Annotated in this window: 21 protein-coding genes and 1 pseudogene; 19 read left to right on the top strand and 3 right to left on the bottom strand. The window is 60.2% G+C overall.

The features are described from left to right. The first annotated feature begins 55 nt into the window (after nucleotides 1-55). Together VGK27_04995 and VGK27_05000 are read left to right on the top strand one after the other, a co-directional pair. Nucleotides 56-469, top strand: coding sequence for a (deoxy)nucleoside triphosphate pyrophosphohydrolase (locus VGK27_04995; GenBank protein HEY3489464.1), 414 nt, complete (start codon nucleotides 56-58; stop codon nucleotides 467-469). 4 nt (nucleotides 470-473) lie between these two features. After that, nucleotides 474-3617: a DUF3427 domain-containing protein gene (locus VGK27_05000; protein HEY3489465.1), complete on the top strand. Its 3144-nt coding sequence runs from the start codon at nucleotides 474-476 to the stop codon at nucleotides 3615-3617. 22 nt (nucleotides 3618-3639) lie between these two features. Here VGK27_05000 and VGK27_05005 read toward each other — a convergent pair whose 3' ends face one another. Next, nucleotides 3640-4044 (bottom strand): YciI family protein, encoded by a 405-nt coding sequence (locus VGK27_05005; GenBank protein HEY3489466.1) that lies wholly within the window; start codon nucleotides 4042-4044, stop codon nucleotides 3640-3642. Nucleotides 4045-4136: 92 nt separating this feature from the next. Here VGK27_05005 and VGK27_05010 point away from each other — a divergent pair, with 92 nt between their 5' ends. The 5 genes from VGK27_05010 to VGK27_05030 all read left to right on the top strand — a co-directional run bounded on the left by VGK27_05010 (nucleotide 4137) and on the right by VGK27_05030 (nucleotide 11492). Beyond that, nucleotides 4137-4286 carry a hypothetical protein gene (locus VGK27_05010; GenBank protein ID HEY3489467.1) on the top strand — a complete coding sequence of 50 codons (150 nt, stop codon included), beginning with the start codon at nucleotides 4137-4139 and terminating at the stop codon, nucleotides 4284-4286. Between the two features lie 204 nt (nucleotides 4287-4490). Next, entirely contained in the window at nucleotides 4491-5786 is a 1296-nt protein-coding gene (locus VGK27_05015; protein HEY3489468.1) for a M48 family metalloprotease, read from the top strand. A gap of 17 nt (nucleotides 5787-5803) precedes the next feature. Continuing rightward, complete coding sequence (locus VGK27_05020; protein ID HEY3489469.1) at nucleotides 5804-6688, top strand: restriction endonuclease; 885 nt, start codon at nucleotides 5804-5806, stop codon at nucleotides 6686-6688. Beyond that, nucleotides 6685-10428 carry a hypothetical protein gene (locus VGK27_05025; GenBank protein HEY3489470.1) on the top strand — a complete coding sequence of 1248 codons (3744 nt, stop codon included), beginning with the start codon at nucleotides 6685-6687 and terminating at the stop codon, nucleotides 10426-10428. The genes VGK27_05020 and VGK27_05025 overlap by 4 nt, the downstream gene beginning before the upstream one ends. A 14-nt stretch (nucleotides 10429-10442) precedes the next feature. Further along, nucleotides 10443-11492 (top strand): virulence RhuM family protein, encoded by a 1050-nt coding sequence (locus tag VGK27_05030; protein HEY3489471.1) that lies wholly within the window; start codon nucleotides 10443-10445, stop codon nucleotides 11490-11492. Between the two features lie 19 nt (nucleotides 11493-11511). Here the strand turns inward: VGK27_05030 and VGK27_05035 are convergent, their stop codons facing one another. Further along, a complete protein-coding gene (locus VGK27_05035; protein ID HEY3489472.1) occupies nucleotides 11512-12456 on the bottom strand; it encodes an AraC family transcriptional regulator in 945 nt (314 codons plus the stop codon). A 165-nt stretch (nucleotides 12457-12621) separates the two neighbouring features. On the opposite strand from VGK27_05035, the gene VGK27_05040 reads away from it, so the two are divergent. Genes VGK27_05040 through VGK27_05060 form a run of 5 tightly spaced genes read left to right on the top strand, consistent with a single transcriptional unit; the run spans nucleotide 12622 to nucleotide 16601 of the window. Beyond that, the gene (locus VGK27_05040) at nucleotides 12622-13680 is read left to right on the top strand and encodes an NAD(P)-dependent alcohol dehydrogenase (GenBank protein HEY3489473.1); all 1059 of its coding nucleotides are present in this window, start codon (nucleotides 12622-12624) and stop codon (nucleotides 13678-13680) included. A gap of 23 nt (nucleotides 13681-13703) precedes the next feature. Then, nucleotides 13704-14690, top strand: coding sequence for an aldo/keto reductase (locus tag VGK27_05045; GenBank protein ID HEY3489474.1), 987 nt, complete (start codon nucleotides 13704-13706; stop codon nucleotides 14688-14690). Between the two features lie 19 nt (nucleotides 14691-14709). Then, on the top strand, nucleotides 14710-15876 hold the full coding sequence (locus VGK27_05050) for a carboxymuconolactone decarboxylase family protein (protein ID HEY3489475.1): 1167 nt from the start codon (nucleotides 14710-14712) through the stop codon (nucleotides 15874-15876). 38 nt (nucleotides 15877-15914) lie between these two features. Further along, the gene (locus tag VGK27_05055) at nucleotides 15915-16457 is read left to right on the top strand and encodes a flavodoxin family protein (protein ID HEY3489476.1); all 543 of its coding nucleotides are present in this window, start codon (nucleotides 15915-15917) and stop codon (nucleotides 16455-16457) included. Nucleotides 16458-16463: 6 nt separating this feature from the next. Then, nucleotides 16464-16601: a hypothetical protein gene (locus VGK27_05060; protein HEY3489477.1), complete on the top strand. Its 138-nt coding sequence runs from the start codon at nucleotides 16464-16466 to the stop codon at nucleotides 16599-16601. Nucleotides 16602-16833: 232 nt separating this feature from the next. Here the strand turns inward: VGK27_05060 and aqpZ are convergent, their stop codons facing one another. Continuing rightward, nucleotides 16834-17523 carry an aquaporin Z gene (gene aqpZ, locus VGK27_05065; protein HEY3489478.1) on the bottom strand — a complete coding sequence of 230 codons (690 nt, stop codon included), beginning with the start codon at nucleotides 17521-17523 and terminating at the stop codon, nucleotides 16834-16836. 110 nt (nucleotides 17524-17633) lie between these two features. Between aqpZ and mscL the strand changes: the two genes are divergently transcribed. From mscL to VGK27_05100, 7 genes and pseudogenes are all read left to right on the top strand, one after another. Next, the gene (gene mscL / locus VGK27_05070) at nucleotides 17634-18077 is read left to right on the top strand and encodes a large conductance mechanosensitive channel protein MscL (GenBank protein ID HEY3489479.1); all 444 of its coding nucleotides are present in this window, start codon (nucleotides 17634-17636) and stop codon (nucleotides 18075-18077) included. 28 nt (nucleotides 18078-18105) lie between these two features. Then, nucleotides 18106-18843: a DUF481 domain-containing protein gene (locus VGK27_05075; protein ID HEY3489480.1), complete on the top strand. Its 738-nt coding sequence runs from the start codon at nucleotides 18106-18108 to the stop codon at nucleotides 18841-18843. A gap of 42 nt (nucleotides 18844-18885) precedes the next feature. After that, nucleotides 18886-21030, top strand: a pseudogene (gene katG, locus VGK27_05080) (catalase/peroxidase HPI). Nucleotides 21031-21113: 83 nt separating this feature from the next. Further along, nucleotides 21114-21533 (top strand): MarR family transcriptional regulator, encoded by a 420-nt coding sequence (locus VGK27_05085; GenBank protein HEY3489481.1) that lies wholly within the window; start codon nucleotides 21114-21116, stop codon nucleotides 21531-21533. Nucleotides 21534-21588: 55 nt separating this feature from the next. Then, nucleotides 21589-22197, top strand: coding sequence for a YceI family protein (locus tag VGK27_05090; GenBank protein ID HEY3489482.1), 609 nt, complete (start codon nucleotides 21589-21591; stop codon nucleotides 22195-22197). Between the two features lie 31 nt (nucleotides 22198-22228). Next, nucleotides 22229-24019 carry a 2-oxoacid:acceptor oxidoreductase subunit alpha gene (locus tag VGK27_05095; protein HEY3489483.1) on the top strand — a complete coding sequence of 597 codons (1791 nt, stop codon included), beginning with the start codon at nucleotides 22229-22231 and terminating at the stop codon, nucleotides 24017-24019. After that, on the top strand, nucleotides 24016-25062 hold the full coding sequence (locus tag VGK27_05100) for a 2-oxoacid:ferredoxin oxidoreductase subunit beta (protein HEY3489484.1): 1047 nt from the start codon (nucleotides 24016-24018) through the stop codon (nucleotides 25060-25062). The genes VGK27_05095 and VGK27_05100 overlap by 4 nt, the downstream gene beginning before the upstream one ends.

Below are 25062 nucleotides of genomic sequence, written 5' to 3' on the forward strand. Positions count from 1 at the left end.
GATCTGTAAACGCCCCAGTGGTTTGCAGTTCCGTAAAGCGGAGTAAGGTGTTTTGATGACCCTGACGCCGCTTCCCGTCACCTGCGGAATCATCGAGCGGGCCGGCAAGGTGCTGTGCACCCGTCGCTCCGGGACGATGTCCCATCCGCTCAAGTGGGAATTCCCCGGCGGCAAGATCAAGGAAGGCGAGTCGCCCGAGGAATGCCTTCGGAGAGAACTTCGCGAGGAACTTGGCATCGAGGCCGAAGTCGGGCGCTCCCTCCCGTCGGTTACCCACGCATACCCGAATTTGTCGGTCACGCTGTACCCCTTCCTTTGCCGCATGGCTCCCGATGCGTCCATAACACTCCACGAACACGACCGGGCGGTCTGGCTCGATCCGGAAGAACTGCCGTCGCTTGACTGGGCCGAGGCGGACGTCGGGGTCGTGGATGCGTACCTCCAGCGGCTGCGGGAAAGTGGGCGGTAAGCGGATGAGCGACTTCCTCCCGGGAATCTACGAGGAGCTGCTGCACGAGAATCTGAGGGCGCACCTCGAACGCCACCCCGAGCTTCGCGCGATTCTGGGGAAAGTCGATCCCGAGGAAGAACCGTCCCGCTACTCGGCCTTTCTCGGCAAGCTGGCGGAGTTGGCGCTGAAGCAGGTCGATGGCACGGAGGACCGGATCAACCTCTGCAATGATCTGATCAAAACCCTCCTGGAGCGCGTTCCCGGTTTTTCCCGCTTCGGTCCCCTGGTTCGCGAGGACAAATCGATGCTGATCGAGATTCCGCATCCTTCCTTCGCGGGAAAACGCTTCACTCGACCCGAGACCCCCCTTTATAGAAGCAGTCTCTTCACCGGCGCCCCCGGCAATCCCCAACTCGTCCACGAACTCGCGGCGGAAATGGCCTCCGCGGATTCGGTCGATGTGCTCGTCTCGTTCATCAAGTGGACCGGTCTGCGCCTGCTCGGACCGGCATTCAAGGAGCTCGAGGAGCGCAGCGTACCGGTCCGGGTGATCACCACTTCCTACATGGGCGCGAGCGACGCGACGGCCGTCGAGTGGCTGGCCAAGCTGGCAAACGTTCGAGTACGGGTCTCCTACGACACCGAGCGGACCCGCCTTCACGCCAAGGCGTACCACTTCCAACGGAAATCCGGCTATTCCACCGCCTACGTCGGATCGGCCAACATGTCCGGCGCGGCAATGACGGAAGGGCTCGAGTGGAACCTGAAGGTGACCGCCGAGGACATGCCGCACATCCTCGACAAGTTCACCGCCGAATTCGACACCTACTGGAACAGCCGCGAATTCCAGCCGTTCGATCCGGCGGATCCGATGCCTTTCCGCAACGCGATCGCCAGGGCCGGAAAAAAGGGGGAAGGTTCCACTACTTTCACCTTTTTCGACCTGGTCCCGCATCCGTTCCAGGAGCGGATCCTCGATGCCCTCGAGTCCGAACGCACGGCGCACGACCGGTGGAGAAACCTCGTCGTCGCCGCGACCGGCACCGGCAAGACCGTCGTCGCCGGATTCGACTTCCGTCGCTTCAACGAGGGTTTCCGGAGGGAGAACGGCCGCCCGGCCCGTCTGCTCTTCGTCGCCCATCGGCAGGAGATTCTCGAGCAGGCCCGACACACCTTCCGCAACATCCTGCGCGACCCGAATCACGGGGAGCTGCTGGTCGGCGGGCAGTCGCCCGATCGCCTCGATCATCTGTACTGCTCGGTCCCGATGGTTACGACGCGCAGGCTGTGGGAGCAGGTCGGAAGCGGTTTCTACGATTACATCGTGGTCGACGAAGTCCATCACGGACCGGCAAGAAGCTATCGGCCGGTGTTCGAGCAATTTTTCCCCAAGGTGCTGCTAGGCCTAACCGCCACGCCGGAAAGGCTGGACGGGGAATCGATTGCAGCCGATTTCGGCCACCGGTTCGCGGCGGAGATTCGCCTGCCGGAAGCGCTCGCGGAAAAGCTGCTGTGTCCGTTTCACTATTTCGGCGTTTCCGACCCGGTCGGTCTCGATGCGGACCGGTTCTGGCGGAACGGGAAGTATGTCGAGTCGGAATTGGAAAACGTTTATACGGGCGCCCACGCGCTTGCCGGTCAGCGGTTGCGCGCGATCGTCGATGCCCTCTACCGGTACGAACCGGACCTTTCCAGAGTCCGGGGAATCGGCTTCTGCGCCGGTGTGCGGCATGCGGCTTTCATGGCGGAATCGTTTTGCCAGGCCGGAATCCCGTCCGCTTTCCTCACGGGTACCACGGGGGACGAGGAACGAAGGCGACTTCAGGAATCGTTGAGGAACGGCGAGCTCCGGTTCCTATTCACGGTGGACGTGCTGAGCGAGGGCGTGGATCTACCCGAGGTCAACACGGTGTTGTTCCTTCGGCCCACGGAGAGCCTTACCGTGTTCCTGCAGCAGCTCGGGCGCGGATTGCGCCACGCCCCCGAAAAGGAATGTCTCACCGTCATCGACCTAGTCGGTCAGGCCCATCGAAAGTACCGGATCGACCGGAAGCTGAAGGCGCTCCTCCCGAGACACCGGTACGGCATCGAGCGGGAGCTGGAGCAGGATTTCCCCCATCTGCCGTCGGGTTGCGCAATCCGGCTCGAGCGGGTGGCCCGGGAACATGTCCTCGCGAATATCCGGGAGAATCTGCGGAACCTGTCCGAACAGGTGACCGAGCGGATCCAGTCGTTCGTCGCGGAAACCGGTGGGCAGAAGCTGACCTTCGGGAATTTCCTGCAATACCACGACTACGAACCGGAGCAACTTCTGGTGGCGGAAAGCTGGAGCGGGTGGAAAGCCAAGGCGGGCATCGTTCCTCCTTCGGCCGATCCGGATCCGGGCGAAATGAAGAAGGCGATGGTTCGCGCCGCTTCGATCAAGGGGCCGGCCGAGATCGAGCGTTTGCGTAGCTTGGTCACCAATCTTCGACAAGGGCAGGGCGATGGGGCCGAGGCATTGAGCGACCGCAATGCATTGACGGCCTCGTATCGCGTTTGGGGAAGAAGCGCCGCCCGAAGGTTCGAATCGGCAACGGATTCCTTCGCACGTTTCGCGGAAAACCCTTCGGCGCTGGCGGATCTGGAGGAAATCCTGGAATGGGCGGCCGAAAATTCGCGCATTGCCGGCATCCGTCCCGAACTGCCGTTCCCCTGCGAGCTGGAACTGCACGGGACCTATTCGAGCCTGGACATAAACGCGGCGCTCGGGCTGGCTTCCTTTCTGACGACGGGGCCGACTGGGCAGGGGGTTATCCCTGTCCACGAATTGCGGGCGTATGTCCTCCTCGTCACGTTCCAGAAGACCGAGCACGATTTTTCCCCGACCACGATGTACGCGGACTACCCGATCAGCCGGGAGCTGCTTCATTGGGAGTCGCAGGCAAACGCGACGCAGGAAGGGCGGCAGGGGCAGGAGCTGATCCACTTCGATTCGCGTGGATATTCGGTGCTGCTGTTTGCCCGGGATGTGAAAGCGCGAAACCGCGCGACAGTGCCGTACACCTACCTGGGGCCGGCAGCCGAACTCGTGCGATACGAAGGGGAGAAACCGATCCGGATGGTCTGGCGCCTTCGCCACCCGATGCCCGCCGAAATGTTCGAGGAAAATCGCAGGGGCGGGTGAGGAGGAAACAGCCGACTGGCCTTCAAGCCGCTTTCCGCGTCTTCCTCGCCCGGCGCTTCGCGCTCTCTGCGATCACGCCCGACATGTCTTCTACGGGGCGTATCTCGAAAGGGCCCGCCTTGATCCCGGGGTGGTTCGAGATCAGCGCGACGGCCTCGTCGAGGTTCTTCGCCTCAAGGATCAGGATCCCGCCCAGTGACTCCTTCGCCGTCGCGTAAGGCCCGTCGGTCACGACCGCCTTGTCCCGCTTCCACTGGACGGTCCGGGTCTCGCCCGTGCCCTTCAGGCCGTCCCCGCCCCCGAAGTGTCCGCCCTTCTTCAGCAGCTCATCGTACGCGAAACATTCGTCCGTGAAGGCCTCGCGCTTGGCTTCGGGGGATTTCTCCCACTTCTTCTCGTCGTAATATCCAAGGCAATAGAATTTCATGACTTCCTCCGGTGGAATCCTCCTCACGCTGATTCGATTCCATCGGGACTACCTCCGATTCCGGTCTGGCCGGTCCCTCCCATGAGATCTCCGTGACGTCCGAACAGTGGAGCGTGCTGGGGAACGTCTGGCACGAGAACGGGCAATCGCAACGCGCACTGGCGGGGAAGAACGCCATGTTGCATTTATCAGATGGGGCCTGGCCGAAATCCAACCGCGGGTCGCCCGCCAGGCCGGTGTAGGTGCTATCCTTCTATTCCGTGAATTCCTTGCTGACCTTCGCCTCAGGCGTGGTGGCAGCGCCCGTCGGACCACGCAACCGGAAACGTGGGGAAGCCGTGGCAATACCTGCTGATCCCTCACGATGCCATCGCGGAAAACATGACATTGGATGGATTGGTCTCCTCTTTTGTGAGACCGTCCACGACACTGGTAACAGAGTAACCATGTTCTCTGGAAAATCCGTGGCAATTGGCGATCAGTGGAACATGGGACCGACAATTTTTGGGGGCAACATGAAGTTGATAATTTATCGAAGAACATATTTAGCCATCGTCGCGCTTTCGATCGTTCTCCTTCTGGCTTGCGGTGGCGCTTTCGCTGCCGACCAGCATGACATCGAAGTTCTCGTCGATACGCTGAATTCCTCAATCCCCGCCGAAGCGGTCAGGCGGGCGCAAGAGTTCGACGACAAGCTGTTATCGACCGGCGAATTCGATGGGGGGAAGGTCTACCTTGTTACCGACGATCGAGTTAAAAAACTCGACGCTCTTGTCAATAAGCTTCTGGGCGCCATGGGGGCTGACACCAGTAGCTGGATCGTTCGGGTTCTCGATACCGACCCACGGATGGTCAATGCGTTCGTGGCAGGCGGGAAGTACATCTACATTTACACCGGCCTGCTTGCGCAGGCCACCAGCGATGATGAACTGGCGTTCGTTCTGTCACATGAACTCGGGCATTCTCTTCTTCAGCATCGTATCCGCTCCCAGAAGGACGGTTCCTCCACCGTCGCTGGCTTGGCCGTCATCGGTGCCGCATTATCGAAGAAGAACAGGGGGGCCCTTCTCGATTTCGCGAAGACGACTACCGCCTCATATTCCCGCCTCGACGAAGAAGAAGCGGATGCCATCGGAGTCGCCATCGCCCGCAAGGCGGGCTTCGATTCGATCCGGGGCGCTGACTTCTTCAGTCGGTTGAAGCGGCAACAGGAGAAAGAACTTGCCGCTATGAAGCAGGAAGTCGTCAAGGGGCAAGCAGATTGTCAACAGAAAGTGAAACGGTTCAATTCGTCCATCTTCAATCAGACGACAGCCAGGAGGAACGAAGTTAACGCGTTCTGTCAGGATGTCGAGAACAAGCGACTTGCCTATATCGCGCGAGTGGAAAATTCCGGGGAGAACTCGGTGGCCTACAGCAACCACCCTATGGATCAGAATCGGATTGCAGCTATCGCGGTCATCAACGATTACCTCCAGAAACGTCGCGAGTTGGATACATTCAAGCAGTATCAGCAGAGCTATCGGGTCATGGTTGCGCTCAACAAGGTGGACAGCGTGCTCCTCAAGTCCCCGGAGAAAGAAGTATCGGCCGCCCCTTCCAAGGTTGAGGAAACGGCGAGACCGGGATCAGGGCAAAATCTCGTGGATCAGTTGGCGCTCCTCAAGAAGGCCAAAGATCAAGGGTTGCTGACCGACATGGAATACGAGAAGAAAAGGGAAGACATCCTGAGTCGGTTTTAATAATCGCAGAGGGGATTATGGCGAGGAAAAAGAACAAAAGCACACTTGAAGAACTTTATGAAATCGCCGCCCTGCTGCCTTGGTGGATTGATTGCGTTTTGGCTCTCATTGCATATCTTGTCCTCCACTGGTACGCAACCGCGGCGGTATCTTCCAGCGCCGCTCCAGGGCAAGTGGGCCAATTAATGGTCACCAGTGTTTTCAAGGGTCTCGCCGCGTTCGCCCAGTACGTGGTCCCCCTGATGTTTCTGGCCGGCGCAGTCGCATCGCTCCTGGGATCCCGCAAACGTCAGGGGCTTGTCCGCGACGTTGCCAACGATCAATCCGGCAATGCGCTGCGAAATATGTCTTGGGGCGATTTCGAACTTCTCGTGGGGCAGGCGTTCCGGATGCGAGGATACGCGGTCACGGAAACCGGTGGTGGCGGTGCGGACGGCGGCGTCGATTTGAAGCTCAGCCGGGACAACGAGGTATTCCTGGTCCAATGCAAGCAGTGGCGCGCCTACAAAGTATCCGTCAACATCGTCCGGGAACTTTTCGGCGTGATGGCTGCTGAGGGAGCGACCGGCGGTTTCGTCGTGACCTCCGGCGTTTTCACCGCCGAGGCGCAGTCATTTGCAAAAGGCCGGAACATCGAACTGATCGATAGCACGGCGCTCGCGAGAATGATCGACAGGGCGCGCATCGCCATGGAGATCCACAAGACAGACCAAGACAACCGGGCTTCAGGCCTCGCTGCGCAGTCAGCACAAGTTGCCAACGCCCCTGTCCTCGCTCCCATATGTCCCCGTTGCGGGGGTGCAATGGTGAAACGGGTAGCCAGACAGGGGGCGAATGCCGGAAAGGGATTCTGGGGCTGCATCACGTATCCGAAATGCCGCGGTGTGCAGGATGCAGAGTGATCGCCAAGGTGATCCGTTCTACGCCCTCGCTTCAGCCGTCGATTGCCGAAGCTTCGCGAAGTCCCGCAATGGTGGAGCTGTTTCCGGACTTGCAGGGGGCTCATCAGGGCGATCATCGACCGGAAATGGTGGTGGAACTCCACGGTGGCGTAAGGGGGCCTGCATCAATGGCTGAGAGTCAAACGGATCTTTTAGAGACTGGCCCCATCGAGTTGACGCCGACGCAACAACAAGTCATCGAGATTCTCGGAAGTGTCAAATCTACAAAATACCCTCTGGGCGATTGGTATCTCGGGGCCATTTATGCGGTAAAGAATACCTATAATCCAGATCGGTACGCTCAAGCGGCTCAGTCATTGAGAGAACTCCTGGAAAAGCTGCCCCGCGTTTTCGGTGAAACTGAGATTCAGGAATCCAGGCCAGGTTTCCGGGGGATGAGAGACAGTCTTTACTCCCGATTAAGTTCTGACAAGAAACGTTACGATGGCGCATGGAAGGGGAAAAAAATTGATACAGGATTGGATAAAACCATTCGCAACGTGGATCGTTATCTTGAGTTAAACCAGATACCAGCAAGGAAAGATCAGATCCATGCCGTGATGAACCAGCTTGATCCAATGTATGAAACATTGGACCAAGGCATCAAGTCAGAGAAATCAGAACGATTTCACAACTTATGGAATACATTTGAAGGGTTTGCGCACCACAAGATTAAAATTGACGATGTTTTTTTTGGCCAGCAGCTTTCTCTGGCCGAGCGCTTGATTATCGGTCTGCTGGCGCCGATCACCGCGCAAGACCAGGGCGCTATTCAGGCGATTCTCTTAAAGCCAAACCCGGATCAAGATGATTTTGATAAGCTATTTGAATTGATCAAGCGTCGTGGTGCCAATTACGCATTTTTCTTTAAGAATGTTGACAACCCTGCCTGGATTGCTCCACTCGCCCAGAATGGCTTTTTCAACCTCCCCCCTAATGTCGAAGCTACGGGGGATGGGCAGATTCTCGCCCCGATCTGGTGGCCCATTTTTTACCTTCAAAAAGTTTCCGTGCGTTCGGCAGAACAGGTTGTTGACATTATTCTCGGCCTGAAACCGACAGATAATCCCCGTATCTTGCATGAAATATTTTCCATTGGTTGTGATCTGCCGGATCTTGGTCTATCGCTTCGCCTCAAGCCATTGATCAAGAAGTTTCTCCAATCTCCATATCGGTGGGGCGAAGACGAGTTAATCGTAAACATCCTTCAAAAATGGGGGGGCGAGTCTGGGAAGCCACTTGCCGCTGCTCAAGAGATCGTTCAATACGTAATTGCATTTCAACCTGACCCAAAAGAAGAGGAAAAGCGTTCTCGCCGCAAAGAAAATCCGGAAGCCCGGAATACCGCACTTGAACCGGTCCCTCGTTTTGATCCATGGGAATATCAACAGATCATTGAAAAAGGTGTTCGCCCATTAGCCGAGAGAGAGCCTTTTCATGTTGCCCGTATATTGATTGCCGCGACCGCAAACATGATTCGGATGGGAACGCACACGGAAGATCTCGACACAAGCCGTGGTGAAGACTATTCCGAAATCTGGTGCCGCAGGTTGGACAAGCTGAATCCTGACTATCAGAACGTCAAGGACACCTTGGTTCATACGATGGCCTTTGCCTGCGGGCAAGTTTACGACAAGGATCCGCAATCCATTGAAGTGTTGGATCGTGTATTACGAAGCCAGCGCTGGAAAGTGTTCAGACGTCTGCGTCAGCTACTCTACGCAACACATCCGAACGATCAAACTTTTCCCTGGATACGCGAACTGATCCTTGGTCACGACGATTATTCGAAGTGGGAGCATCACTACGAGTTTCAACTGATGGTCCGGAAAGTCAGCGAGCATTTTGGTCTCCGTTTACTCAGCGAGGGCGAGCGAACAGCCATTTTTGACGCCATCCTCAGCGGCCCATCTAAAGAGGATTTCCGTGAGTGGATGGGCGAGCGTTACAGCGAAGAGGCTTTTCAACAACGCCAACGTCATTTCCATCGCATGCAGCTACGCCCGTTCGCAGCATTGCTGACCGGAGAGTATCAACGCTCTTTCAATGAGTTGGAGGGTGAAGCGCAGGCCGAATCCATTTCTGATGACAGCTATTCGCCTTATGGCGAGATGAGCGGCGGTGTCGTCACCTACCGGAGTCCGAAATCCTCCGAAGACCTTGAAATTCTCAAGGACGACGAGCTTCTGGCCTACTTGAATGAATGGAATGAGGGGTCTCGGGAAAAGGACAATTGGCTGGTTGAAATCAATATCTCCGCGCTTTCCGGTGTTTTTCAGTCCCTGTTCAGTGAGAGGATTGCTCCAGATGCTGCGCGCCTGGCTTTCTGGATGGCACATCGTGACAAGATTGCACGGCCGATCTATGTCTCCGTCATGGTCAAATCCATGCAGGAATTCGTCAAGGACAAGAATGTCGAAAAACTGGATCAATGGATCGAATTCTGCGCGTGGATTTTGTTGCATCCGGACCCGGAGCGAGTGGAAGGCCTGCCCAAGCCGCGGGATGAATCACGCGATCATCCGGACTGGGGAAGTTCACGGCGTGCAGTGGTTGATTTCATCGACGCATGCGTGAACAAGGATACGGGCGTCCCGGCTACCGCTAGGGACGGTCTCGCCAATCTGCTCCAACATGTGTGCATCCAGTTTGACTGGCGGCTAGACCGCGACCGCCCCGTACTGCTCAACCGTGACGATCAAATCACCGAGGCCATCAACAACACCCGCAGCCGGGCGCTTGAATCTCTCGTTAATTTTGGTTTCTGGATTCGCCGACAAAATTCTGAAGATACCGTGCCGGAGGTGACGGACATTCTCTCGAAGCGCATGTCCAAGGATGCCGAATTGCCCCTAACCCGGCCCGAACATGCGCTATTGGGGATGCACTTTGGGAACCTCTGCGTCCTCAATCGGGATTGGGCCATTGAACAAAGAAAAGTTATGTTCCCTAAAATTAATGAGCCTATTTGGCGCGATGCATTCGAGAGCTATATTCGATATAACCCGCCGGTCAAGCGGACTTTTGAGGTTATGCGGGAGGATTACGAATACGCTCTTGACCATTTGAATGTTCTGACGGCCACAAAAAACGATGGTAAGGATCTTGTCGACAAGCTGGGCCAGCACTTATTCACCTACTACCTTTGGAAAGTCCACCCCCTGACGGGGGACGAAAGCCTTCTGGCGCGTTATTACGACAAGACCAGCGATGATCGGCAACGTTGGGCGCAACTCTTCGACCATGTCGGCCGCACCCTGAGAAACAGCAGCAAAAACCTGGACAAAGAGTTGGTCGATCGCGTCATCGCCTATTTCGATTGGCGTCTTGATGGCGCTGAGCGGCTGGAACTTCAAAAATTCACCTATTGGCTGGAAGCGGAATGTCTGGATCCCGAGTGGCGTTTGCGCTCTTACTCGAAGATTCTTGATTTCGGGCGCGAAAAGAATGCGGGGCTTTCCATGGAGCTGAGAACCTTGAACAAACTGCTCCCATATTCCCCGCCTTTAGCCGTTGAATGTTTTGCGAAAATCATTGAAGCCATGGCCCGAGACACCCATATGTACGTTTCCGCTGACGAGGCCAAGTGCATTCTAAAAGCTGGCTTGAAAGCTGAAGACCCTCAGGCTCGTGAAAATGCAGAACGTGCCAGAGAAAATCTTTTGCGGTGCGGCCGCTTCAATTTTCTGGACATGGAATGAGGGGTGGGAATGTCATGACCGACCACGACAAAAAGCTGATTCGCAACTCCACGGCGGAGTTTCTCATCTTCACCGGCCAGGCCGGGGAACAAAGTATCGAGGCGCGCTATGAGGCCGAAACCGTTTGGCTAACGCAGAAGCTGATGGCCGAACTGTTCGCAGTGGATGTGCGTACGGTCAGCGAGCACCTGAAAAACATCTATGAATCCGGGGAACTGACGCGGGAGGCAACTCTCCGGAAATTCCGGACAGTTCAAGCCGAAGGTGGCCGGCAGGTGGCCAGAAATGTTGAGTTCTACAACCTCGACACCATCATCTCCGTCGGTTACCGGGTCAGCTCGGTGCGTGCAACCCAGTTTCGCCAGTGGGCAACCCAGGTGCTGCGGGAGTTCGCCATCAAGGGTTATGTGCTGGACAGGAAGCGCATGGAGAACGGCGCGTTTCTGGGCGAGGATTATTTCGAGCGGCTGCTCGAAGAGATCCGCGAGATCCGCCTCAGCGAACGGCGCTTTTACCAGAAGATCACCGACATCTACGCCACCAGCGTCGATTACAATTCCGAGGCGCCGACCACCAAGTCCTTTTTTGCCAAGGTCCAGAACAAGCTGCACTTTGCCATTCACGGTCACACCGCTGCCGAGTTGATCCTGCGGCGGGCCGACAGCACCAAGGTCAATATGGGACTGACCACATGGGAAAAGGCCCCCGACGGCAAGATCGTGAAAACCGATGTGGCGGTGGCCAAGAACTACCTGACCAAGGAGGAACTGGGAGCCCTGGGACGCATCGTCAACGCCTATCTCGACCTGGCCGAGGAGCGCGCCCTGCGGAAGATTCCCATGACCATGGAGGACTGGGCCAAGCGGCTGGATGCCTTCCTGGAGTTCACCGAGCGCGACATCCTGCAAAATGCCGGCAAGGTCACGGCGGAACTGGCCAAGGCCCATGCCGAGAGCGAATTCGAAAAGTATCGCATCGTCCAGGACCGGCTGTTTGAAAGCGATTTCGACCGGATCGTGAAGCAGATCGAATCTGCCGCAGGCGACAAACCCTCCGAAGAATGATACGAGCGGAGCCGGCGGCCTACGCCCTCGCTTCAGCCGTCGATTGCCGAAGCTTCGCGACGTCGCGCAATGGCGGCGCCCCGAATGTGCGGTTGTACTCGCGGCTGAACTGAGAGGGGCTCTCGTAGCCGACCTGGAACGCGGCGGTCGCGGCGTCCATCTGCTCCGACAGCATCAGGCGCCGGGCTTCCCGCAGGCGGAGCTGTTTCTGGTATTGCAGGGGGCTCAGGGCGGTCATCGACCGGAAATGGTGGTGGAACGTTGAAGCGCTCATGCGCGCCTGCCCGGCGAGCTCGTCGATCCGCAACGGCCGCGCGAAGTTCGCCTTCATCCAGTCGATCGCCCGCGCGATCTGGTGGCTCTGGCTTCCCGCCGACGCGATCTGCCGCAACCGCGCCCCCTGGTCGCCCACGAGCAGGCGGTAGACGATCTCCCGCTGGATGATCGGCGCCAGGATCGGGATGTCCGCCGGTTCGCCCAGCAGGTCGATCAGCCGCTGGAAGGCGGTGAGCAGCGGCAGCGTAACCTCGCCGGTCGCCATGCCCCGGCTTGACTGCTGCGCCCGCGGCGGCGGGAGATTGCTGTCGACCATCAGCTGGGAAATCTCGCGCGGATCGAGCATCAGCCGGAGTCCCAGGTAGGGCTTCTCCCGGCTTGCCTCGATGATCTGGACGATCGTGGGCAGGTGGACGGACGTGATCAGGTAATGCTGCGCGTCGTAGACAAACGCGTCGTCCCCGAGCAACACGCGCTTGGCGCCCTGGGCGACCAGGCAAACGCTCGGTTCGTACACGCCGCTGATCGGTTCGGACGGCTCCTCCCGGCGGAACAGGGATAGCCCCGCGACGGCGGATGTGTGCAACTCGCCCTTGTCGGTCCATCGGGCAATGCTTCTCGCGAGGGATTCAATGGCGAATCCCGTGCCGTCACCCTCATTCTGTCGCTCCAAGGCCTCGTATTTCATGAAATCCTCCTGTATCAATGCTACCCGACCCTCCTTCGCGATACAACGGCTATCCGGCGGATCGTACGATCAGGCAATAATTGCGCAGGATTGGTCTACCGCTGTCCGCCTTTTCGCGGGTACCTTGGAATCATCGAAAAACACCAAACCGCAGGAGGACATCCCATGTTCAACGCCAAAGCCTATTCCGCCGCCAGTGCGACATCGCCGCTGGCCGCCACCACGATCCCGCGACGCGATGCGACCGAACGCGACGTGCGGATCGAGATCCTGTACTGCGGCATCTGCCACTCCGACCTGCACACGGTCCGCAACGAGTGGAGCGGCATCATGCCCACGGTCTACCCCTGCGTCCCCGGCCACGAGATCGTCGGGCGCGTCGCCGGCGTCGGTTCCGCCGTCACGAAGTTCAAGGCCGGCGACCTGGTCGGCGTCGGCTGCCTGGTCGATTCGGACCACAGTTGCCCGAACTGCAAGGACGGGCTCGAGCAGCTTTGCCCGAATCAGACGCTCACCTTCAACTCGCCGGACAAGCACCTCGGGGGCGTCACCTACGGCGGCTACTCGGAAAGCATCGTGGTCGACGAGCACTTCGTCCTGAGCGTCCCCGCCAACCTCGACCTGGCCGGCGTCGCGCCGCTGCTGTGCGCCGGGATCACGACGTACTCGCCCATGCGCCGCTGGGGAAATCTCACAGGCAAGAAAGTGGGCGTGGTCGGCCTCGGCGGACTGGGGCATATGGGCGTCAAGTTCGCCCGCGCGTTCGGTGCTCACGTCGTCGTCTTCACCACCTCGCCGAACAAGAAGGAGGACGCGCTCCGCCTGGGCGCCGACGAGGTCGTCGTCTCCCGCAATGCCGAAGAGATGGCGAAGCACGCAGCCAGCTTCGACTTTATCCTCGACACCATCTCCGCGGATCACGACGTCAATGCGTACATCAACCTGCTCGGCCGCGACGGCAACCTCACGCTCGTGGGCGCCCCGGAAAAACCGTTCCCCGTCTCGGCCTTCAGCCTGCTGTTCGGGCGCCGAAGCGTCTCCGGCTCGATCATCGGCGGCATCGCCGAAACGCAGGAGATGCTCGACTTCTGCGGCAAGCACGGAATCACCGCCGACGTCGAGGTCATCCCAATGCAGAAGGTCAACGAAGCGTACGAACGGCTGGTCAAGTCCGACGTGAAATACCGCTTCTCCATCGACATGGCGTCGCTCAAGTCCGAGTAGCGGACACAAAAAAGGAGACCATCATGAATAAACGAATATTGGGAAAAACCGGTCTGGAAGTCTCCGCCCTCGGGCTTGGCTGCATGGGGATGAGCATGGCCTACGGCCCCCCTGCGGACAAAAAGGAGATGATCGCGCTCATCGGGAAAGCCGTCGAGCGCGGAATCACCTTCTTCGATACCGCGGAAGTCTATGGCCCGCACGTGAACGAAGAGCTGGTGGGCGAGGCGCTCGCTCCGTTCCGCGGGCAGGTGGCGATCGCCACCAAGTTCGGGATCGGGCTCGACGCCCATGGGCAGCAGGGGCAGAACAGTTCTCCCGCACGCATCCGTGAGAGCGTCGAGGGCTCGCTCAAGCGGCTCAGGACCGACGTCATCGATCTTTACTACCAACACCGCGTCGACCCGGAGGTACCGATCGAGGAAGTCGCCGGAGCCGTGAAAGAACTGATCCGGGAAGGCAAGGTCCGGCATTTCGGCCTCTCCGAGGCCGGGGTCAAGACGATCCGTCGCGCGCATGCCGTCCAGCCCGTCACGGCGGTGCAGAGCGAATACTCGCTCTGGTGGCGGCGTCCGGAGGAGGAGCTGATTCCGGCGCTCGAGGAGCTTGGCATCGGCTTCGTCCCCTTCAGCCCGCTGGGCAAGGGATACCTCACGGGAAAGATCGACGAGAACACGACGTTCGACAAGAACGATTTCCGCAACATCGTCCCCCGCTTCACGCCGGAGGCGCGCAAGGCGAACCAGGCGCTGGTCGACCTGCTCGCCGCCATCGCGGGCAGGAAGCATGCGACCCCCGCGCAGATCGCCCTCGCGTGGCTCCTGGCGAAAAAGCCGTGGATCGTCCCCATCCCGGGCACGACGAAGCTGCATCGACTGGACGAGAACATCGGGGCGGTCGATCTCGACCTGACGCCCGGGGATCTGCGCGAGATCGAGGACGCCGCCGCGAAGATCGAGATCGAGGGCGCACGGTATCCGGAAGCGCTGGAAAAGAGGACCGGCCTTTAGGTCGGGCAAGGGTGACGACATGGCAATCAGCGAAGCGGCCAACAGGAATCACGACGCGCTTTTCCCGAACCACAAGTCGACCTTGAAGGTGACGGACCCGGAGTTGATCGAGCTCTTCGACAACTTCGCGTTCGATGAAGTCCTTCGTCACGGAACGCTGGATGCCATGACAAGGTTGATCGTCATCCTCGGGTCGATGATCGCGAGCCAGGCCTTGGGCGAATACAAGGTGATGCTGGGCGGTGCACTGAACATCGGGGTCACCCCGGTCGAAGTGAAGGAAATCGTCTACCAGGCAGTCCCTTACGTGGGCATCGCGAAGGTCTACGATTTCATCCACGCCACGAACGAAATCCTGGCAGGCAGGGGGATCAAGCTGCCGCTGGAAGGCCAGTCCACGACGACGCCGGAAACGCGGCGCGCGAAGGGGCTGGAACTCCAGAAGGCGATCTTCGGCGACCTGATCGACCGGATGTATCGGGACTCGCCGCCCGATCAGCTTCACATCCAGGAATATCTGTCGGCGAACTGCTTCGGCGACTACCTGACGCGGACGGGACTGGAGATCGGGACGCGCGAGCTGCTGACGTTCTCCATGATCCTGTCGCTGGGCGGATGCGAATCACAGCTGAAAGGGCATATCCAGGGCAACATCAACGTCGGGAACGGCAAAGAGCTGCTGCTGGACGTCGTCACCCAGCTGCTGCCGTATGTCGGATATCCGAGGGCATTGAACGCGATCGGGTGCATCAACGAGGCCGGGAATGCGCCCGTTCCCGGCGAGGGCACGGAGGATCCGCAGGCGATCCGCATCACGCGGAGCGGGGTGCAGCCGTCCACCCAGGGGCCGGATGAATATTTCACCGGCTCGGTGCGCGTGACGATGCTCGTCAATCCGACGGGCCCGGCGCGCACATCGGTCGGTCGCGTGACGTTCGAGCCCGGGGCCCGGACCGCATGGCACACCCATCCGTTCGGGCAGACGCTGATCGTGACGGAAGGGGTGGGGCGGATCCAGCGTTGGGGCGGTCCGGTCGAGGAGATCCGGCCGGGGGATGTCGTCTCGATCCCTTTCGGAACGAAGCATTGGCATGGCGCTTCGAACGACTCCGCGATGACGCATCTTGCCATCCAGGAACATCTGGACGGCAAGGCCGCCGAGTGGATGGAAAAAGTCTCCGATTGAACGTGCGGTGCACAAACTGACAGATAGAAGGGGATGACATGATGGCAAAGAAGGTGCTGGTTTTGTCCGCAAGCCCGAGAAAGGGCGGTAACTCCGACCTCTTGTGCGACCAGTTCACGCTCGGGGCAAGGGAAGTGGGACACGAGGCGGAAAAGATCTTCTTGAGGGACAAGACGATCAATTACTGCACCGCATGCGATGCCTGCCAGGGCAACGGCGGCAAGTGCGTCCACGAGGACGACATGGCGGAGATTCTGGAGAAAATGATCGGCGCCGACGTGATCGTGATGGCCACACCGGTCTGGTTCTTCAGCATGAACGGGCAGATGAAGACGTTGATCGACCGGACGGTCGCGAGATATACCGAGATCCGGAACAAGGAAATGTATTTCATCATGACTGCGGCAGTCGGGCAGAAAGCGCTGCTGGATCGGACGCTCGAGGGTTTTCGGGGGTTCGTCGACTGCCTGGAAAAGGCCCGCGAAAAAGGGGTCGTCTACGGGACCGGGGCGTGGAAGGTCGGCGAGATCGTGGGGAGTCCGGCGATGAAGCAGGCGTACGATCTGGGGAAAAGGGCGTAAAGGGGGATGGAATGCTTCGCTTGGCCATTTGCGCCTCCGGCCAAGCACATCGCGCTGGCGGATACGCGGCACCATCTGGGAACGGCGGATCCGGCGAAGATCGAGATCGTCCGGATCGGATACGACAAGGATTCGCTGGTCTAGTCCAAAAAGGAAATTCCAATGAGCGACGTGATTGTTGTCATCGGGACAGGTTCGATCGGTCAGGCGATTGCCCGACGCGTGAGCGCAGGGAAGACCATTGTCCTGGCGCCGTCGTGATCGAACCCCGCGCCGGGTTGCTTGAATAATTTTCGGACGGGAGTTCGATCCCGGAACCCATGCAGCAGCCGGATAATCAGATGTACATCATTGGCTTATGGTCATTGAGGGCGGTTCATTCCTCCGTGGCGCCGATCATGCGGTAGATCACGGCGCCGAGAAGGGCGCCCGCGATCGGTGCGACCCAGAAGAGCCAGAGCTGTGCGATCGCCCAGTCTCCGGCGAACAGCGCGACACCCGTGCTGCGGGCCGGATTGACCGATGTATTGGTGACCGGGATGCTGATCAGGTGGATCAGGGTGAGCCCCAGGCCGATGGCCAGCGGGGCGAAGCCTTGCGGTGCCCGCTTGTCGGTTGCGCCGAGGATGACGAGCAGGAACATCATGGTCATGACGACTTCGCAGACCAGGGCGGACAGCAGGGAATACCCGCCGGGCGAATGGGCGCCGTAGCCGTTGGAAGCAAAGCCCCCGGCAACATCGAAGCCGACCTTTCCCGAGGCGATGACGTAGAGGACCGCTCCCCCGGCAACCGCGCCCAGGACCTGCGCGACGATGTACGGGACGAGCTCCGCGGTGGGAAAGCGACCGCCCGCCCACAGCCCGACGGAAACCGCCGGATTCAGGTGACAGCCGGAAATATGCCCGATTGCGTAGGCCATCGTCAGGACGGTCAGGCCGAAGGCCAGGGCAACGCCGAGCAGGCCGATGCCCACGCCCGGAAAAGCGGCGGCCAGGACGGCGCTCCCGCACCCGCCGAGAACCAGCCAGAACGTGCCGAAGAACTCCGCGCCATACTTTTTCATTCCCGTCTCCTTTCGGCTGATGAAATTTACATCATATTGCAGACGGGGCCAGGATATGTCATGTCTTATGTATCGCGGTTGAATAAAAAATCCGGACGGGGAGGTGTCGCATGCTGAAGGAGTTCAAGGAGTTCGCCATGAAAGGCAACGTGGTCGACATGGCTATCGGCATCATGATCGGCGGTGCTTTCGGGAAGATCATCACGTCCGTCGTCGGCGACATCCTGATGCCGCCGCTGGGGCTGATTCTCGGCAAGGTCGATTTCTCGAACCTGTTCATCGACCTGTCCGGAAAGGGATTCGCCTCGCTTGCCGACGCGAAGAAGGCGGGGGCTGCAACCATCAACTACGGCCTGTTCGTCAACACCGTGATCGACTTCGTGATCCTCGCCTTCGTCCTGTTCCTCCTGATCCGCCAGGTCAACAAGATGAAGGCGCCGGCCCCCGCGCCCGCGGCGCCGACGACCCGTCCCTGCCCCTGGTGCCTGACCGATATCCCGCTCCAGGCCAAGCGGTGCGGCCATTGCACCTCGGAAGTCGTCCCGGCCGGCTGATCATCCAAAGACCCAAAGGAGATACGGCATGCTCAACAAATGGATCATCTTCGTCTGCCTCTCCCTGCTTGCATGTGCCGGCACCGCTTCCGCGGCCGACGATAAACCCGCAAAGGCGCTGAGCGACCAGGCCGAGCTCAGCTACGTCCAGACGTCCGGAAACACGAAAACGCAGACGCTGGCGGCGAAGAACCTGCTGAAATACAAGTTTTCGGATCCGCTGACCGGTTCCTGGTTCGTCGGGGCCATGTTCTCGAAGGACAAGGGCGCGACGACTACGGAAAACTATTCGACCGAGCTGCGGCTCGATTACGCCTTCACCGAAAGGATCTACAGCTACGCCCTCGCGGGCTGGAACAAGAACCGGTTCGCCGGGCTTGATCAGCGCTACTACGGCGGCCTCGGGGCGGGCTACAAGCTGCTCATCGGCCCCGCCCATTTCCTGCTGTGCGAGGCGGGCCTGAACGAGACGAAGGAAGATTACACCGACAACACGAGCAAGACGTTTCTCACGGGGCGCGCCTTCGGGAAGTACGAATACGCGCTTTCCCCCAAAAGCCGGTTTTCGCAGACCGCCGAATACCTGCACGATTTTTCCAATTCGAAGCACTACAGGGTGATCTCGGAGACGGCGCTTACCGCATCGTTGACCGACATCCTGTCGATGAAGACGAGCTATCTCGTGAAATACGACCACGAACCGTTCCCGGCCACGTTGAAACAGACCGACACTGTTCTGGCCGCGGCGCTCGTATTGAATTACTGATCGCGGGACGGTCGATCCGCCAGGGGCCGATACGCAAGGAGGGCAGCGATGAGTAGAGATAACCGGGACTGGTGGCCGAACCAGTTGAACCTGAAGATCCTTCATCAGCATTCTCCCATGGGCAACCCGATGGGCGAGGCGTTCAGCTACGCCGAGGAATTCAGGACACTCGACCTGGAGGCACTGAAGAAGGACCTCCATGCGCTGATGACCGACTCGCAGGACTGGTGGCCGGCCGACTACGGTCACTACGGGGGGCTCTTCATCCGGATGGCGTGGCACAGCGCAGGCACCTACCGCACCGGCGACGGCCGCGGCGGCGCCTCCTCGGGTGCGCAGCGATTCGCGCCGCTCAACAGCTGGCCGGACAACGTCAACCTCGACAAGGCGCGCCGCCTGCTTTGGCCGATCAAACAGAAATACGGCCGGAAAATCTCCTGGGCCGACCTGATGATCCTCGCCGGCAACTGCGCCCTGGAGTCGATGGGCTTCAAGACGTTCGGCTTCGGCGGCGGGCGCGAGGACGTATGGGAGCCCGAAGAAGACATTTACTGGGGGGCCGAGGACACGTGGCTTGGAGACAAGCGCTACACCGGCGACCGTAATCTCGAGAATCCGCTCGCCGCCGTGCAGATGGGCCTGATCTACGTGAACCCGCAGGGTCCGAACGGCAATCCCGATCCGGTCGCCTCCGGCCGCGACGTCCGGGAGACCTTCGCACGTATGGCCATGAACGACGATGAGACGGTCTCGCTCATCGCCGGCGGACATACCTTCGGCAAGTGCCATGGCGCCGGCGATCCCGCCCTCGTCGGTCCCGAACCGGAAGGCGCAGGCATCGAGGAGCAGGGACTCGGCTGGAAGAGCAGCTTCGGCAGCGGCAAGGGCGGCGATACGATCGGCAGCGGCATCGAGGGCGCCTGGAAACCGGACCCGATCAAATGGGACATGGGCTATCTGAAAGTGCTGTTCAAATACGAGTGGGAGCTGGTCAAGAGCCCGGCCGGCGCGCATCAGTGGCTGGCCAGGGATGTGGCCGAAGAGGACATGGTGGTCGACGCGCACGACCCGTCGAAAAAACACCGGCCGATGATGACCACGGCGGACCTCTCCCTTCGCTTCGACCCGATCTACGGGCCGATCGCGCGACGCTACCGGGAGAACCCCGAGGAATTCGCGGACGCTTTCGCCAGGGCGTGGTTCAAGCTGACCCACCGCGACATGGGACCGCGCTCGCGCTATCTCGGCACGGAAGTGCCTTCGGAAGATCTTCTGTGGCAGGACCCCGTCCCCGCGGTCACCCATGAATTGATCGACGAGCAGGACATCGCCGCCCTCAAGGGCAAAATCCTCGCGTCGGGATTGACCGTCTCCCAACTGGTCTCGGCGGCTTGGGCGTCGGCGTCCACGTTTCGCGGCTCCGACAAGCGTGGCGGGGCGAACGGCGCGCGCATCCGTCTCGCGCCGCAGAAGGATTGGGAAGTCAACGAGCCTGCCCGGCTGGAGACCGTGCTGCAGGCTCTTGAAAGAATCCGGAAGGAGTTCAACGGCGCTCAGTCAGGCGGGAAGAAGGTTTCGCTCGCCGACCTGATCGTCCTGGGCGGATGCGCCGGCGTCGAGCTGGCTGCGAAGAATGCCGGCCAAATTGTGACCGTTCCCTTCACGCCGGGACGCACGGATGCGACGCAGGAGCAAACCGACGTGGCGTCGTTCGCCGTACTCGAGCCGGCTGCGGACGGGTTCCGGAATTACCTCAAAACCGAATACACCGTATTGCCGGAAAAGCTGCTGATCGATCGAGCGCAATTGCTGACGCTGACCGCCCCCGAGATGACGGTTCTCTTGGGCGGCTTGCGCGTATTGAACGCCAACTGCGGACAGTCCCGGCACGGCGTCTTCACCAAGCGGCCGGAAACGCTCACCAACGACTTCTTCGTGAATCTGCTCGACATGGGCACCACGTGGAAGGCGGCTTCGGAAGCCGATGACGTGTTCGAGGGCCGCGATCGCGCAACGGGCGAACTCAAGTGGACCGGCACCCGTGTCGACCTCATCTTCGGTTCGAACGCCCAACTCCGGGCCTTGGCGGAAGTCTACGGATGCAAGGATTCCCAGGAAAAATTCATGCGCGACTTTTTGGAGGCGTGGGAAAAAGTCATGGACCTCGATCGTTTCGACCTCGCCTGATCGGTGGCTTGACCGTTGCTTGACCTGAATGGAATATGGTTCCACAGTGAAACCATATGAGAAAACCTTCATCGAAGTATACGTTGCAGGATTCCCTGGGCAATCTCGCTACCCAGTTTTCGCGGGCTGCCCTGAAGCGCATCAACCTGGAATTGCCCCTCAACGGGATTCCCGTCACGTCGGAGCAGTGGAGCGTGCTGGTGAACGTCTGGCAAGAGAACGGGCTGCCGCAGTGCGCGCTGGCTGCGAAGCTCGACAAGGACAAGGCCACGTTCACCCGGATCATCGCGGGCATCGAGGCACAGGGGTTGGTCGTTCGCGTGCCCGGTCCCAAGGACGCCCGGGAAAAGATCGTTTCCCTGACCGACGACGGGAAACGGGTCATGGATCGGGCGACCGAGATCGTGCAGGGCATCCTCGAAGTTGCCAAGCGCGGAATCCCCGAAGACGATCTTCGCATCTGCAAGGGGGTGCTGCGCAAGGCGTACGCAAACCTGAGATGAATATTTAATGTCCATATAGTTGCATCAATCAACCATTGACCGAGAGGAGCAACACATGAAAAAGTTCGTGCTTCCCGCCGCACTGTTCGCGTTCCTGGCTTTCACCGGTTCCGCATTCGCCGGTTGGGATCTCGACCCCAACCATACGGCCATCCAGTTCAAGGTCAAGCACCTGATGGTCTCGTCCGTGAAGGGCGACTTCGAAAAGTTCAGCGGCAAGGTCGAGTACGACCCGAAGAACGTGCTCAAGTCGACCGCCGACATCACGATCGACGCGGCTTCGCTCAACACCCGCATCGCCAAGCGCGACGAGCATCTCAAGAGCCCCGATTTCTTCGACGTGGCGAAGTACCCGACGATCACCTTCAAGTCGACGGGCGTGAAGAAAGCCAGGGGCGGCAAGCTCGATATGGCGGGCGACCTCACGATCCACGGCATCACGAAGCCCGTGGTCCTCAAGATCGACGGACCGTCCAAGATCGCGAAGGATCCCTGGGGCAACTCCCATGTCGGCGGTTCCGCTTCGACGAAGTTCAACCGGAAGGACTTCGGCCTGACCTGGAACAAGGCGCTCGAGACCGGCGGCGTCATGGTCGGCGACGAGATCGAAGTCACGATCGACCTCGAGTTGCTGAGCGAAGCGCCGAAACAGGCATCCAGGTAGAGCCCGCCCGGGCAGTGCGAGGGGGGATGGCATGACCGTCAACGACTTCTCGATCACCGTGGCCACGGTCAACGGTTCCGGCAGCCAGACCGCCAACAACACGCTGATCCGCGCCATCCACAAGATGGGCGTCCCGGTCAGCGGGAAGAGCCTCTTCCCCTCCAACATCCAGGGGCTCCCCACGTGGTTCACGATTCGCGTGAGCCAGGAGGGATACATGGCCCGGCGCGAGCAGGCCGAGATCCTGGTGGCGATGAACAAGGCGTCGATGCCGGATGACATCCGGAAGCTGGCGCCGGGCGGCATCTGTCTCCATCCGGTCGACGACCCGCTCCCGATCCGGCGCGACGACGTGACCTTTTATCCGATGCCGGTGGATGCGTTGGTCAAGCAGTCCGGGGCGGACGCCAAGCTCAAGCCGTACGTCGCCAACATGGTGTACGTCGGCGCGTTGGCCTACCTGCTGCACATCGACCTGAAAGAGATCGAAGCGGCGTTGTCGCACAGCTTCAGCGGGAAGCAGAAGGCGATCGCCCTGAACTATGGAACGGCCAAGGCCGCATACGATTGGGCCGCGGCGAATCTGGCCAAGACCGATCCGTTCCGCGTCGAACGGATGCGCAAGACCGAGGGGACCTTCCTGATCGACGGCAACAGCGCTGCGGCGCTAGGCGCGGTCTTCGGCGGCGTGCAGTTCGTGGCCTGGTACCCGATCACGCCGTCCACCTCCATCGTCGACAGCCTGAGCGAGTATCTCCCACGGTTTCGCCGCGACGCCGACGGCAACGCCACGTACGCGATCGTGCAAGCGGAAGACGAGCTGGCGGTGCTCGGCATGGTTGTCGGAGCGGGGTGGGCCGGCGCCCGGTCGATGACGGCGACTTCAGGGCCGGGGTTGTCGCTGATGACCGAATTCGCGGGGTACGCCTACTTCGCGGAGATCCCTGCCGTCATCTGGGACGTCCAGCGCATGGGGCCGTGCACCGGTTTGCCGACGCGCGTGGCGCAGGACGATGTTCTGGCCGCGTACACGCTCGGCCACGGCGACGGCAAGCACATCTGCCTGATTCCCGCCTCGATCGCCGAATGCTTCGAATTCGGCGGCGCCGCGCTGGACCTGGCCGAGCGGCTGCAGACGCTCGTGATCGTGCTGAGCGACCTCGATCTCGGCCTGAACCTTTGGCCGGCGAAACCGTTCGAATATCCCGACAAGCCGCTCGATCGCGGCAAGGTGCTGTCGGCCGAGGATCTCACGCGGATGAAGGGGGAATGGAAGCGTTACGCCGATGTCGACGGCGACGGGATCGGCTACCGGACGCTGCCCGGCACCAACCATCCGGCGGCGGCGTATTTCACGCGCGGCACCGGTCACAACGAGGCCGCGGCCTACAGCGAGCGTCCCGAAGACTGGTCGACCAACCTGATCCGCCTGGCGAAGAAGCACGATCACGCGCGCACGATCGTGCCGGGGCCGCTGGTCGATCCGGTCGACGGCGCGCAAGTCGGGCTCGTCTCGTACGGCACCAACGACCCCGCCATCCGGGAAGCGCGCGATCTCCTGAAGGCGGCCGGCATCCCCACGTCCTACCTCCGGCTGCGGGCGCTGCCGCTGGAGAACGGGCTGGTGAAATTCGTGAAGACGCATCCGCGCGTGTACGTGGTCGAAAACAACCGGGACGGGCAGATGCATTCGCTGGTGCAGCTGCATGCGCCTGCCGAAGCGGAGCGCATCGTCTCCATCGCCAAATGCGACGGCCTCCCCCTGACCGCGCAATGGATCAGCGAATCGGTGCTGGCGCAGGAAGCGAAGGTGAAATCATGACGACTCCCGCAACGCCTCAATCTCCCGCCGTCAACGGCGTCGGCCTGAGCAAGGCCGATTACAACGGTGCGCCGTCGACCCTCTGCAACGGCTGCGGCCATTACGCGATCGCCAACGTGATCGTCGGCACCGCGTACGAACTCTCGCTCGATCCGACGCGCATCGCCAAGTTCAGCGGCATCGGTTGCTCCAGCAAGAGCCCGACCTACTTCCTCGGGCGCTCGCACGGTTTCAACGGCCTGCACGGGCGCATGCCCTCCATCGCCACCGGTGCGACCACCGTCAACCGGGATCTGACGGCCATCGGCGTCAGCGGCGACGGGGACACCGGCTCGATCGGCCTGGGGCAATTCAAGCACCTGATGCGCCGCAATGTCGACATGGTCTACATCATCGAGAACAACGGCGTCTACGGCTTGACCAAGGGGCAGCTCTCCGCGACCGCCGACCTGGGCCAGAAGCTGAAACACGGCGGGCTGAACGAAACGCCGCCGCTCGATCTCTGCCTCGAGGCGATCATCGCCGGATGCGGATTCGTCGCCCGGTCGTTCGCCGGCGATCCCAAACAGTTGCAGGCGCTGCTCAAGGCGGCGTTTTCGCATCGGGGCACGGCGGTGCTGAACGTCCTGAGTCCCTGCGTCACGTTCAACAACGGTGAAGCGTCGACCAAAAGTTATGTGTGGGGAAGGGAACACGAGCTGCCGCTGCACGAGATCGACTTCCTTCCGATGGAACATGACGAGATCCGGGCCGATTACGAACCCGGCGAGACTCGCGAAGTGGCGATGCACGATGGATCCGTCATCCGCCTGAAGAAGATCGGCCGGGAGCACGATCCGACCGACCGGATGGCGGCCATCCGGTTGCTGGAAGAAGAGCGAGCGGAACATCTGTTCACCACGGGATTGCTCTATGTGAACGAAGCGCGGCAAACGCTGGTCGAGCAGTCAAAGCTGGTCGATGCGCCGTTGGTCCGTCTGACCGAAGAAACCTTGCGCCCGTCGAAAGCGGCGCTGGACGAAATCAACGCCGAATATCTGTAA

The sequence above is a fragment of the Candidatus Deferrimicrobiaceae bacterium genome (assembly GCA_036504035.1).
GTDB lineage: Bacteria > Desulfobacterota > Deferrimicrobia > Deferrimicrobiales > Deferrimicrobiaceae > JANXPS01.

Bases quoted from the DNA above. Each gene is read 5' to 3' on its own strand.
- VGK27_05000 (HEY3489465.1), top strand. From the start codon at position 474: ATGAGCGACTTCCTCCCGGGAATCTACGAGGAGCTGCTGCACGAGAAT.
- VGK27_05095 (HEY3489483.1), top strand. From the start codon at position 22,229: ATGACCGTCAACGACTTCTCGATCACCGTGGCCACGGTCAACGGTTCC.
- VGK27_05020 (HEY3489469.1), top strand. From the start codon at position 5,804: ATGGCGAGGAAAAAGAACAAAAGCACACTTGAAGAACTTTATGAAATC.
- mscL (HEY3489479.1), top strand. From the start codon at position 17,634: ATGCTGAAGGAGTTCAAGGAGTTCGCCATGAAAGGCAACGTGGTCGAC.
- VGK27_05090 (HEY3489482.1), top strand. From the start codon at position 21,589: ATGAAAAAGTTCGTGCTTCCCGCCGCACTGTTCGCGTTCCTGGCTTTC.
- VGK27_05040 (HEY3489473.1), top strand. From the start codon at position 12,622: ATGTTCAACGCCAAAGCCTATTCCGCCGCCAGTGCGACATCGCCGCTG.
- VGK27_05015 (HEY3489468.1), top strand. From the start codon at position 4,491: ATGTTCTCTGGAAAATCCGTGGCAATTGGCGATCAGTGGAACATGGGA.
- VGK27_05045 (HEY3489474.1), top strand. From the start codon at position 13,704: ATGAATAAACGAATATTGGGAAAAACCGGTCTGGAAGTCTCCGCCCTC.
- VGK27_04995 (HEY3489464.1), top strand. From the start codon at position 56: ATGACCCTGACGCCGCTTCCCGTCACCTGCGGAATCATCGAGCGGGCC.
- VGK27_05035 (HEY3489472.1), bottom strand. From the start codon at position 12,456: ATGAAATACGAGGCCTTGGAGCGACAGAATGAGGGTGACGGCACGGGA.
- VGK27_05060 (HEY3489477.1), top strand. From the start codon at position 16,464: ATGGAATGCTTCGCTTGGCCATTTGCGCCTCCGGCCAAGCACATCGCG.
- VGK27_05005 (HEY3489466.1), bottom strand. From the start codon at position 4,044: ATGAAATTCTATTGCCTTGGATATTACGACGAGAAGAAGTGGGAGAAA.
- VGK27_05100 (HEY3489484.1), top strand. From the start codon at position 24,016: ATGACGACTCCCGCAACGCCTCAATCTCCCGCCGTCAACGGCGTCGGC.
- VGK27_05055 (HEY3489476.1), top strand. From the start codon at position 15,915: ATGATGGCAAAGAAGGTGCTGGTTTTGTCCGCAAGCCCGAGAAAGGGC.
- VGK27_05050 (HEY3489475.1), top strand. From the start codon at position 14,710: ATGGCAATCAGCGAAGCGGCCAACAGGAATCACGACGCGCTTTTCCCG.
- aqpZ (HEY3489478.1), bottom strand. From the start codon at position 17,523: ATGAAAAAGTATGGCGCGGAGTTCTTCGGCACGTTCTGGCTGGTTCTC.
- VGK27_05075 (HEY3489480.1), top strand. From the start codon at position 18,106: ATGCTCAACAAATGGATCATCTTCGTCTGCCTCTCCCTGCTTGCATGT.
- VGK27_05030 (HEY3489471.1), top strand. From the start codon at position 10,443: ATGACCGACCACGACAAAAAGCTGATTCGCAACTCCACGGCGGAGTTT.